Annotated in this window: 17 protein-coding genes; 8 read left to right on the top strand and 9 right to left on the bottom strand. The window is 60.1% G+C overall.

The annotated features are described in order from the left end of the window. Nucleotides 1-199: 199 nt before the first annotated feature. From ACVW0C_RS02940 to ACVW0C_RS02950, 3 genes are read right to left on the bottom strand one after another with little or no spacing between them, the layout of a single operon-like run. Nucleotides 200-775, bottom strand: a complete 576-nt coding sequence (locus ACVW0C_RS02940; protein ID WP_457384289.1) for a hypothetical protein — start codon at nucleotides 773-775, stop codon at nucleotides 200-202. Beyond that, nucleotides 754-1,212 carry a thioesterase family protein gene (locus tag ACVW0C_RS02945; RefSeq protein ID WP_414383507.1) on the bottom strand — a complete coding sequence of 153 codons (459 nt, stop codon included), beginning with the start codon at nucleotides 1,210-1,212 and terminating at the stop codon, nucleotides 754-756. Before ACVW0C_RS02945 ends, ACVW0C_RS02940 begins: the two co-directional genes overlap by 22 nt. Further along, nucleotides 1,176-2,738: a hypothetical protein gene (locus tag ACVW0C_RS02950; RefSeq protein WP_457384290.1), complete on the bottom strand. Its 1,563-nt coding sequence runs from the start codon at nucleotides 2,736-2,738 to the stop codon at nucleotides 1,176-1,178. Before ACVW0C_RS02950 ends, ACVW0C_RS02945 begins: the two co-directional genes overlap by 37 nt. 486 nt (nucleotides 2,739-3,224) lie before the next feature. On the opposite strand from ACVW0C_RS02950, the gene ACVW0C_RS02955 reads away from it, so the two are divergent. From ACVW0C_RS02955 to ACVW0C_RS02965, 3 genes are all read left to right on the top strand, one after another. After that, on the top strand, nucleotides 3,225-5,255 hold the full coding sequence (locus tag ACVW0C_RS02955; RefSeq protein ID WP_457384291.1) for a tetratricopeptide repeat protein: 2,031 nt from the start codon (nucleotides 3,225-3,227) through the stop codon (nucleotides 5,253-5,255). Nucleotides 5,256-5,708: 453 nt separating this feature from the next. Beyond that, the gene (aroB, locus tag ACVW0C_RS02960) at nucleotides 5,709-6,890 is read left to right on the top strand and encodes a 3-dehydroquinate synthase (RefSeq protein WP_457384292.1); all 1,182 of its coding nucleotides are present in this window, start codon (nucleotides 5,709-5,711) and stop codon (nucleotides 6,888-6,890) included. After that, nucleotides 6,869-7,876, top strand: coding sequence for an aspartate-semialdehyde dehydrogenase (locus ACVW0C_RS02965; protein ID WP_457384293.1), 1,008 nt, complete (start codon nucleotides 6,869-6,871; stop codon nucleotides 7,874-7,876). The genes aroB and ACVW0C_RS02965 overlap by 22 nt, the downstream gene beginning before the upstream one ends. Here the strand turns inward: ACVW0C_RS02965 and ACVW0C_RS02970 are convergent. Continuing rightward, nucleotides 7,873-8,865 carry a DUF7933 domain-containing protein gene (locus tag ACVW0C_RS02970; RefSeq protein ID WP_457384294.1) on the bottom strand — a complete coding sequence of 331 codons (993 nt, stop codon included), beginning with the start codon at nucleotides 8,863-8,865 and terminating at the stop codon, nucleotides 7,873-7,875. The genes ACVW0C_RS02965 and ACVW0C_RS02970 overlap by 4 nt on opposite strands. Nucleotides 8,866-9,232: 367 nt before the next feature. Here ACVW0C_RS02970 and ACVW0C_RS02975 point away from each other — a divergent pair, with 367 nt between their 5' ends. Then, entirely contained in the window at nucleotides 9,233-10,006 is a 774-nt protein-coding gene (locus tag ACVW0C_RS02975; protein WP_457384295.1) for a ZIP family metal transporter, read from the top strand. 49 nt (nucleotides 10,007-10,055) lie between these two features. After that, on the top strand, nucleotides 10,056-10,862 hold the full coding sequence (locus ACVW0C_RS02980; protein ID WP_457384296.1) for an alpha/beta hydrolase: 807 nt from the start codon (nucleotides 10,056-10,058) through the stop codon (nucleotides 10,860-10,862). On the opposite strand, the gene ACVW0C_RS02985 is transcribed toward ACVW0C_RS02980, so the two are convergent. Then, complete coding sequence (locus ACVW0C_RS02985) at nucleotides 10,828-11,637, bottom strand: DUF3598 family protein (protein ID WP_457384297.1); 810 nt, start codon at nucleotides 11,635-11,637, stop codon at nucleotides 10,828-10,830. The two genes, ACVW0C_RS02980 and ACVW0C_RS02985, sit on opposite strands and share 35 nt — an antisense overlap. A 104-nt stretch (nucleotides 11,638-11,741) precedes the next feature. Continuing rightward, nucleotides 11,742-12,935 carry an RNA-guided endonuclease InsQ/TnpB family protein gene (locus tag ACVW0C_RS02990; protein ID WP_457384298.1) on the bottom strand — a complete coding sequence of 398 codons (1,194 nt, stop codon included), beginning with the start codon at nucleotides 12,933-12,935 and terminating at the stop codon, nucleotides 11,742-11,744. 80 nt (nucleotides 12,936-13,015) lie between these two features. Here ACVW0C_RS02990 and ACVW0C_RS02995 point away from each other — a divergent pair, with 80 nt between their 5' ends. After that, nucleotides 13,016-13,138, top strand: a complete 123-nt coding sequence (locus tag ACVW0C_RS02995; protein WP_457384299.1) for a hypothetical protein — start codon at nucleotides 13,016-13,018, stop codon at nucleotides 13,136-13,138. Nucleotides 13,139-13,187: 49 nt separating this feature from the next. Here ACVW0C_RS02995 and ACVW0C_RS03000 read toward each other — a convergent pair whose 3' ends face one another. From ACVW0C_RS03000 to murC, 3 genes are all read right to left on the bottom strand, one after another. Then, nucleotides 13,188-13,454, bottom strand: coding sequence for a hypothetical protein (locus ACVW0C_RS03000; protein ID WP_041436475.1), 267 nt, complete (start codon nucleotides 13,452-13,454; stop codon nucleotides 13,188-13,190). A gap of 119 nt (nucleotides 13,455-13,573) precedes the next feature. Continuing rightward, nucleotides 13,574-14,560 carry a UDP-N-acetylmuramate dehydrogenase gene (gene murB / locus ACVW0C_RS03005; RefSeq protein WP_011433172.1) on the bottom strand — a complete coding sequence of 329 codons (987 nt, stop codon included), beginning with the start codon at nucleotides 14,558-14,560 and terminating at the stop codon, nucleotides 13,574-13,576. 29 nt (nucleotides 14,561-14,589) lie between these two features. Then, on the bottom strand, nucleotides 14,590-16,065 hold the full coding sequence (murC, locus tag ACVW0C_RS03010; RefSeq protein WP_457384300.1) for a UDP-N-acetylmuramate--L-alanine ligase: 1,476 nt from the start codon (nucleotides 16,063-16,065) through the stop codon (nucleotides 14,590-14,592). Between the two features lie 294 nt (nucleotides 16,066-16,359). Between murC and ACVW0C_RS03015 the strand changes: the two genes are divergently transcribed. Both ACVW0C_RS03015 and devC read left to right on the top strand, forming a co-directional pair. Next, the gene (locus ACVW0C_RS03015) at nucleotides 16,360-17,511 is read left to right on the top strand and encodes an ABC exporter membrane fusion protein (protein WP_457384301.1); all 1,152 of its coding nucleotides are present in this window, start codon (nucleotides 16,360-16,362) and stop codon (nucleotides 17,509-17,511) included. Nucleotides 17,512-17,520: 9 nt separating this feature from the next. Next, nucleotides 17,521-18,705 (top strand): ABC transporter permease DevC, encoded by a 1,185-nt coding sequence (gene devC, locus ACVW0C_RS03020; RefSeq protein WP_457384302.1) that lies wholly within the window; start codon nucleotides 17,521-17,523, stop codon nucleotides 18,703-18,705. The last annotated feature ends 173 nt before the right edge of the window (nucleotides 18,706-18,878 follow it).

Here is an 18,878-nt window from a genome sequence, read left to right on the forward strand (position 1 = left end):
CCGCTAACGCGAATGGAAACAAACAGAATGCTATCGCTGCATAGTTGAACAGTGATGTTCAGCAGTGTTCAGCGTAAATGTATCAGGCGGGTAGGTCATGCCTCTGTTGAATTGCTGCCCGGCGCTGCAGCCGGCCTGACCGCGTCAGCGCTGCAGTTCCCCCACAGCACTTTTCTCCTGAGGCCAGCTTTCCCATTGGCTATTTCTGCCGGGGATCCCCCCTGGTTGCCCGCAGGGCTCTGTCCCAACGGCGCGAAAGGGCGAGCCATCCCAGTTTTAAGGCCAGCCCCAGCACCTGCCAGCCGCGCAACCGGATCACCAGGGATCCCCATCCGTGCCAACCGATGCGAGCGAAGGTCAAGCGCAGGTGTTGGGCCAACGGAAGAGGTAGAGCGGCGATCAGCCCCAAGCATTGCCCCGTCAAAGCTGGATCGGCAAAGCCAATTTCTACGCCGCCTTGCCAAGATTGGATGTGGAGCTGCTTGCCCAGCTTCCACAGGTAGGGCCAATCTCTGGGGGAGCAACGTTCTCCCCGCTGTACCGGCCAACGGCCGCGAAGGCGCAGGGATCCCCAACGCCATTCCCAGCCACGGCGGCTGCCCCGCACGGCCCAGCCTCCCCAGCCGTGCCATTTCCAGATCCAGGCAAGGGGGCCCTGCCAGGGTTTGCGGTAGCGCAGAATGAGCTGTTGAGGCCAGAACAAGAGAGTTCCCACAAAGACGGCCAGCAGCAATCCCAAAGGACTCCGTCCCGCTAACGCGAACAGCTTGAGCACCGACTGGGATCCTCCGCGGTCAATCCATAGCGGGCCAGAAAACGGGGCAAATCGACCACCAGGCAGGTGTAGGATCCCTGCATCACCAGCCGCTCCTGCTGGGTGATCTCCACCTGAAACCGAATGCGTCTTCCCTCCACGGCCACGACTTCGACCCGAACCTGCAAGGGATCCCCCGCCACCGCTGCCGACCGATGCTCCAAGGCAAAGCGGATCCCGACCGCCGCTTCCTCCGGCTCGTAGAAGGGCTGCAAGGTGGTGTGGCTGCACCGCTCGATCAACGTCAACAAAGCCGGGGATCCGATCACCTTCACACCGGGGTTGCCCAGAGCCTCAGCGGTTTGTTCCGGGCCGAGGATCCCTTGCCAGGTGCCGAGGGTGCCCAGGGGAACAGGTTTCATCAGCGGGCGGGGGCGCGCCTTCTCCCAGAGTGCCATAGGCTCCAGCCTTGCCAGAGCAGGAGAATCAACGCCAGGATCCCGACCACCCCGGCCAGCACCAGCGCCCGTTCCAGGCGGGTGGCATGGAAGCCGGTTACCGTCCAATCGCGGCTGAGGTTGGATCCCAGAATGGCAAGCACAGCCAGGCCCAAACCTCGGATCCCCAGAGATTCCGCCCCTCTTCCCTCCTGCTGCAGGAGGATGGGCTGCAGCGCCGCCAGGATCAAAGCAGTCATCAAAGCTCCCAATAGGAAGGCCGCTTGCGGCTGAGCGTGAATGAAGTAGCCCACCCCCACCGGCAAAGCCAGGCTGGCCAGCGTCAGAGCGATCCCCGTCTGCAGGGGTTTGTCTGGCCCGTATAGCCAGTGAATGAGCGCCGCCAGCGCCATGGCCGCCATTCCCAGGTACAGCGCCGCCGACACATAGGGTTGGGTGAGGTCGATCCCGGCAACCTGCAGGTTGAACTGGTGCAACAGGTTTTGCAGCAGAGGGCGGGCCGACAAGAAGAGGGCTGCCATCGCCCCCCAGCGGCTGGGAAAAGCCAGACATCCCAGCCCCAAGAGGGCCGCCCCGTAGGATCCCCCCAATCGCAGCGCCAGCAGCGCTCCTCCCCCCACCAGCGTTAGGCCCACACAGGCCCGCCAGAGCAGCCGTCCTTGTTGCTCGGCAACGCTGACGCGACCGGCTAAAGCCTCCGGCCCGCTGACATGAGCAGGTTCCCCTGGCGCAGGGATCCCCCGTCCCGTCTGGTTCTCCAAGGCAAGCAAGGCCCACGAGAGCAGCACCCCCACCCCGTAGAGCAAGGCCCAGAAGGGATCCTGATATAGACTGTTGCGGGTCAAGGCCAAGGCCAGCGCCAGCGCCACCAGCCACCCCACCCCATGCCCCACTGCCGACAGCAGCCTGGGGGAGTCTTCTGCGGCGGTCAAGAGGGGCACAGTGCCTGCCACCAAGCTGAGGGCGGCCAGCCCCACCGGCAACAGCACCTGCCAAGGGAGATCCGGCTGGGATCCCATCTCCAGCAGGCGGGATCCCCAGGTTATGGCGGCAATGCCGCTCCACCCCTGGCCCAGCGCCATCAGCAAGGACAGGGCTTCTGTTTCGGCCAAGACCCCCAGCAAAGGGATCCCCACCAAGCCCATCCCCAGGCCGCAGCCCCACAGAAAGAGCATTCCATGCTGCTCCGCAATGCCGATGCGACCGGGGGAGCCGACAGCCAGACTTTGCCAGGCCGCCAAACTGAGCAACAGCACCACCAGCCCTTGCCCGGCCCGACCGCAGCCACTCAACCCCAGTAAACCCACCCCCACCAGGCCCCCCAACAACAAAGCCAGGGGGATCAGATCCGGCAACTGACCCAGCCAGCACCCCAGCGCCGCCAAGGCCACCAAGCCCAGCCCCACTGCCGGTTGCCAGCGGCGAACGGATCCCCAGCGGCGATATCGAATCGCTTCCAACAGCAAGACCACCAAGCCAATCGCGGCCGCAATCGCCAAAACTCCACCCAGCACGTGCTGATACATTCACGCTGAACTCTCCTGAACATGGTTCAGGAAAGAAGCGATCGCATCCTGCCTATCTCTGTTCGCGTCAGCGGGACGGAGTCCAAACAGGAAGGCGGTATCCCGCAAAGCCCTGAGGAATACCCCCCGAGCGCTTTCCCCCTTCACTTCCCGGCAACCGTTGCGGTGGACTCAAGGATCAGGGGGAAACTTGGTCTACTATATCCCTCTCAATGACTTTTGCCAAACCGCCTAAAGCTCAGTAAATTCAGCAAAGTTCAGGGTTTTGGGGGTTAGAGGCATGCTCCTTTCAAGCCCTGCACCAACTATCGCCTATCGCTGTCCGGTCATCATCGCCATTCAGAACCAATCGAGCGGAAGCGTTGCCTAGCATCAGGTTTGCTCCTTGCCCCAGACCCGATGGGGAGCAAATGCGTTTGCGTTTGTGAAAGCATCGCGCAGCGATAACGCAAAGATAAGCTGGAGAAGAGCAGCGAGCGGGCGTTCATGTCTTCAGAGCATTACAAGTTCGACCTTTTCTTGCGCTACCACCGAGAGCAAGCCCGGTGGGCGCGTCAACTGGCGGAGCGGCTGGATCGCGAGGGTTTCAAAGTCTGGTTTGACCGCTGGATGCTGCAGCCGGGGGATAACCGCAAGCTGGAGCTGCAACTGGCCATCGAACAATGCCGCTGGGTGGGAGTGGTGGCCTCTCCAGAGTTTGTTGCCGATCCCTGGCCAAGGGATGAGCTGTACAGCGGGTTTCCCCATGCCCCGGCACGACAAAACCAGCGCCTGCTGACGCTGCTGCACACCCCCACCGAGCTACCCCGCCCCCTGGAAGAGGCGCCCCTGCTGGATTTTACCGGCTCAGAAGAGGATCCGGTGCTGTTTGAGTACCGCGCCTTGGAGCTAATGCACTTTTTGGATCCCAGCTTCCCTGCCCCCGGGGATCTGCAGCGGTTCCGGCTGCAATACCGCCGCCGTGAGGGGAAAGAGTCCCTGGAAGATGAAGAGGTGCGGGGATTTCAGGCCTTTTTGCGGGCCATCCAGATGGCCATCCTGCGCATTGCCACAGGCGAAACCCCCTCCGCCACGCCAGAAGAAGGAGCGCGTCAGATCGCCATTTTGCAGTTCATTCAGCGGCTGTTTCAGTGGAACAGTGCCGACATCCAATTCGAGCGGGGGGAAGACTGGCGTCGCCGCGGCAACCTGACGGAAGCCCTGGCCGCCTACGACCGGGCTCTGAACATGGATCCCAACTTCGCCCTGGCTTGGAGCCGCCGTGGGGATGTGCTGGTGCAGCTGGCCCGCTACCGCGAGGCGGTGGACAGCTACAACGGATCCCTGAGCATCAACCCCTACGACGAAGAAACCCGGCTGCGCCTGGCCCTGATTCTGGGGCGCCTGGGGCAATACAAGTCGGCGGTGGTCAACTACGACAAGGTGCTGGAGAGCAACCCGGAAGATGCTCTGGCCTGGCATAACCGCGGCATCCGCCTGCTGCAACTGAAGCGGTCTAAGCTGGCCCTGAACAGCCTGAACAAGGCGCTGCGCTACAACCCCAAACAGCCCCGCACCTGGCTGGCCCGTGGGATCGTGTTGCGACGGCTGCGGCGGCCCAGCTCGGCAGCGGCTAGTTTTGCGCGGGTTTTGAAGCTCAACCCCAGAAGTGCGCGGGTTTGGCGCTACCAAGGCAATGCCCTCTTCCACTGCCACCGGCTGCGCTCGGCTGTCGAGTGTTACAAGCGCTCGCTGCGGCTGCGTCGCCGGGATCCCATCACCCTGCACAACTTGGGGGTGGCCCTGCTGCGCTTGGGGCAGTATCGGCTGGCCAGCAAGGCCCTAGAACGCGCTCTGCGCTACGATGCCGACAACTACAAAAGCTGGTACGCCCGCGGTGTGGCCTTCCAGAAATTGGGCTACCTGAAAGAAGCCTGTATCCACTTCGAGGAAGCCCTCAAGATCAAGCCGGAGCACTTTCCAGCCCGCTATGCCTTGGCGGTAGCTCAGCAGGAGCTGGGGCAATATGAGGCCAGCCTACGGCATTTCCAGCGCTTGGTGCAGCAGCGTCCCGGCAGTTCTGCCTGCTGGTTTGGCCAGATCACCAGCCTGCGGCGTCTGGGCCGGCTGGAAGAAGCCCGTGCCGCCTGCCAGCAGATGCTCCGCCTCAACGAACGGGATCCCTGGGGCTGGTTTGCCCTGGGGTTGATCTACAGCGAGCTGAGGGATCCCGAACAAGCTGTGCAAGCCTACTCGCGGGTTTTGCAGCTCACCCCAGAAGATGCTGTGGCCCTCAACAACCGCGCCTGGGAAGCCTTGAAATTGGGGAAGCTGGAACCTGCCCTGGCAGACGCCCAACAGGCCACGCACCTGGATCCGCAGCGGCCCGCCTTTTGGCATACCCTGGGGCTGATTCAACTGCGGGCCGGCCAGCGAGCAGCCGCCCAAGCCAGCTTGCAGCGCTGTCTGGAGCTGGATCCGCAATTTCAGCCGGCCCAAGCCGCCCTGCAGGACTTGGCCCAGGAAGACTCGGCCTGATACATTTACGCTGAACACTGCTGAACATCACTGTTCAACTATGCAGCGATAGCATTCTGTTTGTTTCCAAACAGAATGGCGGTATCCCGCAAAGCTTTGAGTAGAATACCCAAAGCGCAGTTTCCGTGTCGTCTTACTACCAATTTTCTGCTTTGCTTTGGCTACCATGTTGGCAGACTCGAAAGTAAACAGAAAGATCAACTGGTAGTAATCCGTACTGAACATATTATACATTATTTTCAGTATAGTTGAGCTTATTATTGACTAGGGTCATGCTCCCCGGCGGGAATGGCTCTGCCGGAATTGGAAACCCTCACTCCCCAACCGCAGCCGGTTGACCCCAACCCCTAGCAGGATCCCCTGGGCTTTCAAACTCCCAAGGACAGTGCCTGCAGCACGCCGACGGGAGCAGAACATGCCACACTGGATCCCACCCCCTCAGCACCGACACGCATGGATCCCTATCTGATCCCTGTCAAGCTTCCCCACAGCTCCTACGATATTCTCCTCCAGTCTGCCGAAGGCCCCCCTGGCCACAGCCTCATCCAGCTGGGATCCCAAATGCGAGCTAGAGGGCTTTCCGGCAGGGCTCTGGTGGTGAGCCATCCCGGCATTGCCAAACACTTTGCCGAGAAGTTGCTGCAGGGGCTGCAACAAGCGGGGTTTGCCGCCCACCTCTGCCTATTGCCTGCCGGCGAACGCTACAAAACCCTGCGCTCGGTGGCCAAGATCTACGACGCCGCCCTAGCCTTTGGCCTGGAGCGCTCCTCCACCTTGGTGGCTCTAGGAGGGGGGGTCATTGGCGACATAGTGGGGTTTGCAGCCGCCACCTGGCTGCGCGGGATCCCTTTTGTGCAGGTGCCCACCTCACTTTTGGCCATGGTGGATGCGGCCATTGGTGGCAAGACCGGCGTCAACCATCCTGGCGGGAAAAACCTCATTGGGGCGTTTTATCAGCCGCGCCTGGTGTGGATTGATCCAACGCTATTGCAGACTCTGCCCCAGCGGGAGTTTACCTCAGCCCTAGCGGAGGTGATCAAATACGGCGTGATTCAGGCTGCCGATGTGTTTGAGTTTTTGGAAGATCGACCCCAACTGAGCCGCTACACCGACTTTGCCCCTGACGATCTGCACTATCTGTTGCGGCGCTCTGCCGAGTGCAAAGCCTGGGTGGTGCAGCAGGACGAGAAAGAAGCGGGCCTGCGGGCCATCCTCAACTACGGCCACACCCTCGGCCATGCCCTAGAAGCTGCCACCGGCTACCGCCGCTATCTGCACGGAGAAGCTGTCGCCATCGGCATGGTAGCTGCCGGGGAGATCGCCCGCCGCCTGGGTTGGTGGAGCGCCGCTGAAGCCGAACGGCAACGACGCCTGATCGAGAAAGCAGGACTGCCCAGCCGGTGGCCGGCCGGGATCCCTTGGGAGACGGTGTTGCAGGCAATGCAGGCCGACAAGAAAGTCAAACAGGGGCGGATTCGCTTCGTTCTGCCCCGCCGCATCGGCCAGGCCGAGCTGACCGATCAAGTCGAGCTGGCAGAGGTGCAGGCTGCTTTGGCCTCGATTACAGCCACCTCTGGAACCCTAGAATTAGGAAAACCTAAGGACAAGAAAGCATGGCACGGCAACAACGGGTAGCCATCTTGGGGGCCACAGGAGCAGTAGGGACGGAGCTGCTGACGCTATTGGAAGAGCGCCACTTTCCTGTAGCCGACCTCAAGCTTTTGGCCTCGCCCCGTTCAGCGGGCACTTATTTGACCTTCAAGGGGGAGCGGATCCCGGTTGAGCCGGTTTCAGAAGCGGCCTTCCGGGGCCTGGATCTGGTGCTGGCCTCTGCCGGAGCAAGTGTTTCCAAAGCCTGGGCCAAAACCATTGTGGATGCGGGGGCGGTGATGGTGGACAACTCCAGCGCCTTTCGCCTGGATCCCAATGTTCCGCTGGTGGTGCCGGAGGTCAACCCCCAGGAAGCCTTCCGTCACCAAGGGATCATTGCCAATCCCAACTGCACCACCATCCTAATGTGCGTGGCCATCTACCCCCTGCATCGCCACATCCCCCTGCGCCGCGTGGTGGCCGCTACCTATCAATCGGCCAGTGGGGCTGGGGCCAGAGCCATGCAGGAACTTCAAGAACAAACCCGCGCCTACCTCCAGGGGCAGCCGTTGCAGCCCCAGGTGTTCCCTTACCCTATTGCCTTCAACCTCTTCCTCCACAACAGCCCCCTGCAAGAGAACGGCTACTGCCAGGAAGAGATGAAAATGGTCAACGAATCCCGCAAGATTATGGGATCCCCCAACCTGCGGCTGACAGCTACCTGTGTGCGGGTGCCGGTGCTGCGTACCCACGCCGAGGCCCTCAATCTAGAGTTTGAACAGCCCTTCCCTGTGGAAAAAGCCCGGCAAATCCTGGCCCAGGCCCCTGGGGTGGTGCTCATTGAAGATTGGCAGCAGAACCGCTTTCCCATGCCCATCGACTTGGCCGGCAGGGATGAAGTGGCGGTGGGCCGCATCCGCCAAGACATCTCTGAGCCCAAGGCTCTAGAGCTGTGGCTGTGCGGGGATCAGATCCGCAAAGGTGCGGCCCTCAACGCTCTTCAAATTGCCGAGCTGCTTTTGAAGGACTAATTCACTACAACTGTCCAGGTTACTGGCCCCGCTGTAACAGGGGCAGCCTGAGTGCTGTTCAACGTCACCGGGGAGTTGGGGTAAGTATAGGTACCGGCTGGTGTCAAAGCTACCGCTGTTTTTACAGGGATGGTCACTGTGCAGGTTGCGCCGACAGCCACTTGTCCTCCGGTGAATTGAATGGTGTTCCCACCCACCGAGGCTGTGAGAGTGGGGGAGCCGCACGAAGGTGTAAAAATCCCCGCAGCGGCAACTTGCAAACCAGAAGACGGCGCTCCCGGCAAGGTGTGGTTAAAGGCCAAGCCCGTCAATGGAATGGCTGCGTTGTTGGTTATTGTAAACGTCAGAGTTCCATTCCCGGTAACGGGAGCTGGGCCGATTGGGCCAAGCGGGTTGGGAGAAAAGGCCATGGTAAAGGTGGGAGCTGGCACCGTTACCGTTAGGTTGATAGCCGCAGCGGTGGCATTAGGCGCTTGGTTGCTGCTCAGGGTTACCGCGGGGCTGGTCAGGGATCCCGCTGTCGTGGCTGTAACCTGAAGATCCAGGCTGATGGTGCAGCTAGCGTTGGCTGCCAATGAGCCGTTGACCAGCAAGATGGAAGTTGCTCCTGGTGCAGCTGCCAGCGTCCCGCCACAGCCGTTGTTGAGGTTGTTGGGAGTGGCAACGATCAAGCCGGCAGGCAGGGGATCGGAAAAAGCTAGACCAGTCAGCGGCAGAGCGGCTGTGTTGGTGATCGTGTAGGTCAGAGTTGTTGTGGCATTAGGGCCGGCAGCTACCGAGGTGGGGCTAAATGCCTTGGTAAAAGTCGGGGCACCCGGTGTAGGCGTAGGTGTCGGGGTTGGGGTGGGTGTTGGAGTTGGGGTCGGTGTGAGTGTCGGTGTAGGTGTCGGAGTTGGAGTCGGTGTAGGTGTAGGCACTGTCGTCCCACCGCTTCCGCCGTCACCGCAGCCGGTCAGCCCCAGACAGGCCGCTCCTAGACTCAAGGCCACAAGAGAGAGTTGTAACTGCTTTTTTCTTTTTTCTTCATCGCTCTCTCACTCCTCGTCACTATCGGACTTGACTTTAGTTTTTATCGACCTGTCTTGCTGCAGTGTACTCCAGTCCAATTGCTGTTCAGGACGCTTCTGTGCCGAGGCAATTTACAATTATTGTAATAAACCTTGGCTTAGCTGGCAAACTCCAACTAGGGAATAGCTCCTTCAGACTTGCTCTTAGGTACCTTGCTTGTAAGCACAAAATCTGGCGCTCCAAGCCAACTTTCAGAACCTCGCCTATGCCGCTCGAGCCAGCAATGTTCACACAACGTTGGAAAGGGAGGAGAATTGAGAAGCATTCGGCCTTTGTGGAGATTGGCTTGTGCATCCAATTGGGATGGGATCCCTGGCCAGCTTGATCGCCGGGTTGGCAACCGGGTTAGGGGCCTTGCCCGCTCTGTTTCTCCCCTCGCTCTCGGAAAGGGCGCAAGGGATCCTGCTGGGGTTTGGGGGTGGGGTGATGTTGGCGGCCACCTCTTTTTCCCTGCTGGTGCCGGGCACCGAGGCAGCCATAGCGCTGGGGTATTCCCCATTTGGGGCGGCTGTGGTGATGGTGGCAGGCCTGTTGTTGGGGGCGATCTTCCTGGAGAGTGCCCACCGCCTCTTTCCTCACGAGCACTTTTTCAAAGGGGTGGAAGGGGAGAACCGCGCCCATTTGAAACGGATTTGGCTGTTCATCATTGCCATCGCCCTGCACAATTTCCCGGAAGGACTGGCGGTGGGAGTGGGTTTCGCTACCGGCCAAGTCGGCGATGGGTTGGCGTTGGCGTTGGGGATCGGCTTGCAGAACATGCCAGAAGGGCTGGTGGTGGCTTTGTCACTGGTGGGCCAGGGGTACTCGCGGCTGTTCGCTTTTGGCATCGCCCTGGTGACCGGGCTGGTGGAGCCCATCGGCGGGATCCTGGGAGCAACGGTGGTCTCTCTGGCGCAGCCCCTACTACCCTGGGGCATGGCTTTTGCGGCGGGGGCGATGTTGTTTGTCATTTCCGATGAGATCATCCCTGAGTCGCACCGGCAGGGGTTGGAGCGGGAGGGCACCTTTGGGGTCATCAGTGGGTTTGTGGTGATGATGTTGCTGGATATCACCTTGGGCTAGCAAGGGATCCCGTCGCGAAGTGGAACGGAGTTTTATTTTTTTATGTTTTATGTTGAGTAACGAACCCTTTTTGTGGCGAGGAGCAGGGGAACACGCCTGTCTGCTGCTACATGGATTGGGGGGCGGTGTTTACGAGTTGCAATGGCTGGCAGAGCGGCTGTTGGCGGCTGGCCTGACAGTGCAGGGATTTAACTATCCCGGCCATGACAGTGCTCCGCATCGCTTACACGGCCGCCGGTCTGCCCACATGCCCCCTTCCCGCTGGACGGAGTGGTACGGGCGGGCTTTGGAGCATTACCTGGCTTTGCGGCAGGAGTACCCGCGCGTTTCCTTGGTGGGCTTTTCCACCGGCTGTCTGCTGGCTTTGCACCTGGCTTTTGCCCATCCTGTTTACAAATTGGTGCTGCTGGCGCCGTTTTTCGCCATTCGCCACCACTGGTACTATCTTTTTCGCCCAGAGCAGTACCTGAACAGCCTGGGGTGGTTGTTGGAGGATGTCCCCCGCTTCCATCTGCCCATTCGGGACGGGGATGTCCGCGCTTTGGCGGAAAAGGTAGCCTATTTTCGCAGCTTCAATCTGTCGGCAGTGCGCAGCGCCCTCGAGCTCATCGAGCGGGTCAAGGGGGAAGTGGCCAGCATCCGGGTTCCCACCCTGATCCTGCAATCCCGCCAAGATATGGTGGTGGACCCCGACCAGGCAATGTGGCTCTATCAAGAGCTGGGATCCGAGGAGAAGATCTTGCATTGGCTGGAGCACTCCGACCACATCCTCACTTTGGACTGCGAGCGGGAAACGGTGTTTGCCCAGGTTTGCGCCTTTCTCAACCAGGATCCTTCTGCGCCCGGATCAGCGTAACCCGCTGCCAAGCACCGCGGGCATCGTAGTCCCGGATCAAACACAAGAGACAATGGCAGTCTTCCGACTGCGGAAACCAGCTCAGGCTCACCGAAAAGCTGCGATCCCGCTGGGCAGTGGGGATGGGCAAGGGATCCGGCCCGCCAATCCACAGCCCTCCCGGCAAGGGATCCCAGTTGCTCAACCACTCTGCCCCCGAGCAGTCCACCTCGGTTTCGGCAAACCGGCCCTCGGCAACCGCAAAGCTCTGGGCGATCCCCCGCCATCTCCCTTGGAGGCAGGCTCTCAGCTGCTCTCTGCTCAGGGGTGCACAGTCTGCAACGGGATCCAAAGCTTGGCCGCGCCGCTCCAGGATCGCGGTTACCTCTACCAGACGACCTTGGGCATCCCACTGTTGCACCAGCCGCGCCTTGCGATCCCCCCAGAGAAAGCCCTGCTCGACGGCAAAATCACTAAACGGCGCCAGCTGCAGCCGCCCATTGGAAAAAGATCCATCGGGGAAAAAGCGCAATCCCGGCGAGAAATCCTGGTAGACCCAGCTCTGGGAGCTTTCGGGAGTGGGGGATCCCTGTAGGGGGTAGTAGGCGTTGGTTTGGCGGATCGCGCTCCCTGCCGCCGGACTTCCTGAAGAAGAGGATGGAGCCAAGGCCTCAAAGGTGATGAGGCTGCGCTTTTGGCCCCCCAGCTCCCAGCCGCCGGCGGTGGGTCGATAGTTGGAGAAGAGGCCGTGCCACACTCCCAGGTAGAGAGCCAGACATTGTTTTTGGGTTTTCATGAAGCAATGTGAAGCTAAGATTGTGAGGACGTAACGCTGGAGAGCAAGACCTATGGGGAAGAAGCTCCAAGGTGGCATTTTAGTAAACTACCCGGCTCCGACCGCTAAGCAGTACGGAGCGGGCTTTCAGTAGCCCTGAGCCTGCTCTGCCCTACCAGAGAACAAAACAGGCCCGGACCTCTAGGCCGGTTTACGGCAGCCCCCAAAAGCGCAATCACATTCGCACCATTCAAATCCGCATCCCCTTCCCATCCACAGTGCCCACACTTAAACTTCTTTCCACTGCGGTAGGATTGCGCAGGATCGGGATGGATGTGCAAACACTTGTGGCAGGTCTGCGACGTGTAGGCAGGCGGCACAAGAATCAGAGAAACCCCTGCAACCCTCGCCTTGTATTCCAGAAACTGGCGTAGTTGGTAGAACGCCCAACTGTTGGCCCTGCGCCGCTCGGCTTTGCTGCGGGGTTGTTGATTGACTCTTTTCCGGATCCCTGTCAGGTCTTCCAGGACGATAGCGCTGTTGGTAGCTTTTGCCCTAGAGACAATAGCTTTGGAGATGCGATGATTGACCCACGCCTGAAAGCGCCTCTCCTTGCCAGACAGCCGTTGCAACAGTTCTCTGCATCTGCGCCGCGAACTGCGTGTGCCCTTACTGGCTTTGCGTTGAAGTACCGCCCTCAACCGGGAGTAGTGGTCTCGGATTCGGTTCAACTGCTGTCCATTCCAGTTATCCCCTTCCGATGTATGAGCAATATCCGTCCTTCCCAAATCCACGCCTAGCACTCTATCCGTGCGTTGCGGTGGGGATGGCTCCGCTTCCACACAGATTTGAATGGAGTAGGAACCGTCTTTGCGCTTGACCAGAGTGGCAGATTTGGGATTGGAGCCCGCCAGCCGTTCTCTCTGGTAGCGGCCAATCGCCAGCTCAAAGCGCTCCCGACCCTCCACCGTGGTCAGCGACACCGACCAGTCTTTCTCGCGAAACGAAAAGATACGAGCGTCGTAGGTAGCGAAGCCACCCTTGAACGCTTTGACGGGGCGGTTTTTCTGTTGGGCAACTTTACGGGCGCCGGCCAGCCGCCTGCAGACCTGCTGAGCCAAGTTACTGGATAAGCCGAACCGGGCACGGATTTCGCGGTAGCACAGAGACTGGAGCTTAACGGCGTTGGCGACTTTCTCGGGTGTGTTTTGGTTGACCCAGTTCAAGGCTTGGCCAAAAGCCTCCAAAGTCGCGTCCAATTTGGCGGCTTGCGACTGGGACACCTTGAGCTTGCAGGAGACGGTCAGGACTTGGGTCATGGTTCTATTGTGACTTCCGCATTCCTCCCGGCACTGACCCTACGGGTACAGTGCGGGGCTCCTGCGATTTCTAGCTGACAATGCAACCTGAAGTAGCCAAGGTTTTGGCCGAGCGGGGAGAGCGCTGGGTGCCCTGGATTCTCATGGGCTTGGGGGTGTGGATCCTGTTCAAAAATGAGACTTGGAGATGGCTTTTGTCTTAGACTCTGGCCGGGATTTGTTCGTGATAGCGGGACGGGATTCTTTCGAGTTCTAGTCGTTGTGTCGGTCTAGAGAGGGATCCCAGTCCAGATCTTCGTGGCGGTGCTCCCGTTCCCAGCGATGCACCCAGTCCCAAATGCGATAGTGCTGCTCGGCGGTGAGTTGCTTGGGATCCTGGGCCAAAGCGGCAGCCTCTTCCGGGGTGAGCAAAGCAGCCAAGCTGCCGATCTCCACCAAATAGCGGCGTTCTTCCGCAGTGGTGTGGGACTGATTGAGCCGTCGAATTAAACGACGTAAAGTGGCTACATCTTGACTCATAAGCCGATAGGAAAGAATCGACGAGCATCTAAGCTGGTAAGAACAGTTTAAGAGCAGAATCATCGAAATTATCAAAGTCATCAAAAGAAAGCAGGCCAAATTGCCCAGCCGATGCTCTTCTAATCCTCAAAGGATCCCAGAATGCGCACTTCCGGCTCCAAAAGCACCGACCATTGTTGATAGACCTTTTCCTGGGCCAAGCGAATCAAGCGGTAAATGTCCTTGGCACTCGCCTGATGGCAATTGAGGATGAAGTTGGCATGGCGCTCTGAAATTTGGGCCCCACCGATGCGGTACCCCTTCAAGCCGACCTGCTCGATGAGCCAGCCGGCAGGGTGAGACTCTGGGTTGCGAAAGACGCTGCCACAACTGGGCAAATGGTAGGGCTGAGAGCTTAGGCGTTGGTTGAGGTAGCGCTGGGTTTCCCACTGCACCTGGGACGGATCCCTGCTTGGGATCAACTGCAGCGTCGCTCCTGTCACCGTCCAGGGGGAGTCCTGTAGGCGAGAGCGGCGATAGCCAAATTGCAGATCGGCAGGTTCTAGGCGGCAGGGCTCTTGTTCCTCGTCCAAAATCTGCACTTCCACCAGCACATCCGCCATGGCGCGTCCGTGGGCACCCGCATTCATCACCACGGCTCCCCCCAGGGTGCCAGGGATCCCAATCGCCCACTCCAACCCACTCCAGCCTTGCCTGGCGGCGGCCCGCGACAGATTGACCAAAGGCTCTCCGGCAGCGGCCCAAATTCTCCCCCCTTCCAGCAGTTGGATCCCGCGCAGACGGCGGGTACCGATCACCAGCCCCTTCAACCCCGCATCGCTGATGAGCAGATTGCTGCCTGCCCCTAACAGCGTCGTGGGGATCCCTTCTGCTCGCGCCCAAGCCAAACACTGCTGCAGCTCCAGATGGCTACGGGGCTCACAATACCACTCCGCTTTGCCGCCCACGCGAAAGGTGGTCAGAGGAGCCAACGGGATCCCCGATTGAATTCGTCCAGATAGCAGAGCCGCCGGCCCGCGGGGGAGAAGCCTGTCTTCAGCGGTAAGACTTGCCGCCTCAGACTCACAGGAACCGTCCCGCTGAGGCACCACCGGAGCCGTCGTCATGATTCAATACCTCAGAAGCAGCTATCTTTTCAGCTGAAGTTTGGATTTTTGGCTTGCCCAGGCTGTTCCCTCACCTGAGCCGCATATGCCCGCATCGTAGCGATTATCTGCTGATTTAGGTCCCCTGCGCCCAAAAAAACGGCGAGATCTCCAGGCTGCAGGACGGACGGCAACACCTCCGGCAATCGCGGCAAAGACGACACATAGCGCACATGGGGATGGTGCTCCGCCACCGCCACGGCCAAGCGCAAGCTGTCGGAACCCTCAGGCGCCGGCTCTCCCGCTCCATACGTAGGCACGATCACCACCACGTCCGCCTCCCCAAAGCAGCGGGCAAAATCTTGGAACAGGGCAGCCAAGCGGCTGTGGCGATGGGGCTGAAATACCGCCACCACCCGCCGCTGCTGTAGCCGTGCTGCCTGCAGGGTGGCTCGAATCTCGCTGGGATGATGGGCATAGTCGTCGATAAAGGTGACTCCACCCACTTCCCCCTTGTGCTCAAAGCGGCGATGCGCCCCCCGAAATTGCGCCAAAGCTGAGGCAATCACCGCAAACTCCAAGCCCAACTGTCGCCCCACGGCAACCGCCGCCAGGGCATTGCTGAGGTTGTGGGATCCCAACACCTGTAGGCGAAGCTGTCCGAGCAGGGATCCCCTTTCCCAAATCTCAGCGCAGGTGAAACTGGCAGTGTAGAGGATCTGACGGGCTTGGTACTGGGCTTGGGGATGACCGGTCAGGCTGTAGCCCACATCCACCCTCAGGTGAGCCGCCACGTTGGGACAGTCCAGACAGGCCACCAGGGTTTGGCTTTGCTGCCCATACTGTTGAAAAGCCCGGATCACCTGCCCCAAATCGGCATAATGATCGGGGTGATCCAGCTCAATGTTGGTGATCACCCCAATCTTGGGATAGAGCCGCACCAGGGATCCATCCGACTCATCCACCTCGGCCACCCAATACTCCCCCTTGCCCAGACGGGCATTGCCATCCCAGGCATCCACTTCCCCGCCGATAATCAAGGTGGGATCCCAGCCCGCCGAGAGCAACACATAGCCGATCATGCTGCTGGTGGTGGTTTTGCCGTGGGTGCCGGCCACCCCAATGCCAGAGCGACGGTTAAACAGAGCCGCCAACAAGTCTGCCCGGTGCCAAACCGTCAATCCTTTGCCCAGGGCAGCAGCCAATTCCGGATTGGTGGGGCGAATGGCGCTGGAATAGACCACCTGGGGATCCCCGACCAACCCCTCCAAGCTGTGGCCCTGAAAGAAGCGCACCCCCAAAGCTTCCAGGCGGCGGGTACGGCCATTGGCGACAATGTCGGATCCGGAAACGCGAAACCCTTGTTTAGCCAGGATATAGGCCAGGGCCGACATCCCCACTCCACCAATGCCCACAAAGTGATAGGTGGAAAGCAAGGGATCTAGGGGATCCAAATGCAGGGGCGGAGGCTGAGACCGAACCGGCAACGGCGGGATGGGATCCCCTCCTCCAACTGTTTCCACCATCGCAACTCCACCCCACTCCTAAAACCGCCACACTCCAAAAAAAGGACTGCGTTCTGCTGACTACAAACAGGTTCGAACAGGCCACATCATATCAGGAATCCCCAGAGCTAGGTAGGCTGCGCCCCACCGGTTGCCGTGATCTGCCGGCACCTTGGGGAACCCACAGGGGGTGAAAATACGGTGAGCACAAGCAACACAGAATACAGCTGGACATTTTCATCCCAAAAACTTTACACTTATTTAAGAAAAAGAGGCGGCGTTTGTCGTCTGCAAAGCCACAGCGGGTAAAAGGCCATGAACCCACGAGCGCTTTGGTCGCTGGCAGGAGTCGGGCTGCTTGGTTGTGCCGGTCTGGCATGGCTGGGATTGAGCCAACAGGGAGCCACACAGTCGGTATCGGGAAGTGCAGAGGCAACGGTGGAAATGCGGCTGCCTCCGCAAGTTGGTGCTTTGGGTCGCCTGGAGCCGGAGGGGGAAGTGCTGCGCATTGCCGGTTCCCCCGGAGAACGGCTGGGAGAGCTGCTGGTGGCCGAGGGGGATCGCGTGGTGGCAGGCCAAGTGCTGGCCCGCTTGGAAAGCTACGCCGAGCGGTTGGCGGAGCGAGAGTACGCTGCCGCCCAACTTCAAGAGGCCCGCGCCCGGTTGCAGGCCGAGACCCGTTTCAGTCAGGCCCAAATCCAAGAGGCACGCACCCGCCTCAGCCGTCTGGACGAGCCGCAACAGATGCAAATCCGCTCCCAGGAAGCGGTGGTGGAACGTATCCGGGCAGAACTGGCCGATGCCGAGGCCAATCTGGCCCGCTTTCAGGAGCTCTGGCAGGAAGGAGCAATCTCGCAACAAGAGCTGGATCAACGCCGGCTGCTGGTGCGGCAACGACAGGAGGACTTGCGGGCTGCCGAGGCCACCCTGAGCCAACTGCGCCTGGCCCGTGAGCGGGATCTGCTCAATGCCCAAGCCCAAGTCCAAGCTGCCGAGGCGGGGCTGAGTTTGGCCCAAGCCCGAGTCCAACTGGGATCCCTGGCCCGCAATCTGGAACTGGCAGAAGCTCGCCTAGAGCGCACCCTCATCCGCGCTCCCCGTGCTGGACAGGTGCTCAAGATCCACACCCGCCCTGGAGAGGTCATCCCCGCCGGCGAGGGCATTCTCGAGCTGGGCAACACTGACCAAATGATGGTGGTGGCCGAGGTCTACGAAACAGACATCTTGCGGGTTCGGCCAGGCCAGCAGGCCACCATTAGCAACCGCGCTCTGCCAGAAACCCTGCAGGGCCGAGTGGAGCGGGTGGGCCTGCAGATTGGCAAGAAAGATGTGCTCAACACCGACCCAGCTGCCGATGTGGATGCCCGTGTGGTGGAAGTGTATATCCGCCTGGATCCGGAGAGCAGCGCCCGCGTGGCTGGCCTGACCAACCTGCAGGTGAATGTGGCCATTGATGTCGAGGGGTAAAGCGGGGGGATGTACAGCCTGTTCAGTGTGGCTTTTATCGCGCGCCGGATCCCGTTGGCCTGGCTGCAACTGACGCGGGAGAAGATCCGCCTGCTGGTGGCCCTGGCGGGCATCGCCTTTGCTTGCATCTTGATGTTCATGCAGTTGGGCTTCCAAGACAGTCTGCTGGAAAGTGCCATCCGCTTCCACGTGGCCCTGAAGGGAGAGATCTTCCTGGTCAGCCCCCAGTCCAACGCCCTGATTGCCATGAACACCTTCTCCCAGCGGCGACTCTATCAGGCTTTGGGCTTTGAGGGGGTGCGGGCCATCTCGCCTGTCTATGTGGGCTTTGCCCTCTGGAAAAACCCAGAGACCCGCCGTACCCGCAGCATTTTTGTGGTAGGAGTGGATCCCTCGGCTGATCTGTTGGACTTGCCGGAACTGACGCCGGACAAGCTGGAAGAGATCAAAAAGGCGGACGTGGTGCTGTTTGACCGCCGCTCCCGCAGCGAGTTTGGCCCCATCCCAGAGTGGTTTGAGTCCGGGCGAGAGGTGGTTACTGAGGTGGGAAACCGCCGCGTCCAGGTGGGGGGCCTGTTTGAGATGGGGGCCACCTTTGGAGCCGACGGCACCATCCTCACCAGCGACCTCAATTTCCTGCGCATTTTTCCGCAGCGGGGGCGCGGCCTAGTGGATATCGGCGTGGTGCAGCTTCAGCCGGGTGTGGATCCGGATCCCTTGGTGCGGCAGATGCGGGCTTTGCTGCCGGAAGATGTGCGGGTGCTCTCACGGGCGGAGTTTATCGATATGGAGCAAACCTACTGGGAAGAGGGCACAGCCATCGGCTTTATTTTCGGCCTGGGGGTGGGCATGGGCTTTATTGTCGGCATTGTGATTGTCTATCAAATTCTCTACACCGATGTGTCGGATCACCTGGCAGAATATGCCACTCTCAAAGCCATGGGCTATACCGATACCTACCTGCTGGGGGTGGTATTTCAGGAGGCGCTCCTGCTGGCCGGCTTGGGGTACATTCCTGCCTTTGCCCTGTCGGTTTTGCTCTACGATTTGACGGCAAATGCCACGTTGCTGCCTATTGCCATGACCTTCAACCGGGCAGTGCTGGTGCTGGGGCTGGCGGTGAGCATGTGCTTCATCTCAGGAGCGATTGCCGTGCGACGGCTGCGGGCAGCGGATCCCGCCGACATTTTCTAGAGTTTTGGCTGTGGGTGAAGCGCTAGGGTGTTGAGCAATAGTCTGTCAAAGGGGATCGGATGGATGGTGAAGGGTTTGAGCTAGGCTGTCTAAAAACTTCTGGGATCCTCATCAACGCTCTCCGGCCAAAGGTTTCTAAATGGTCTCATCTCAACGCTCCAAATGACGGCCTA

It is taken from the genome of Thermostichus sp. OS-CIW-26 (assembly GCF_054058395.1).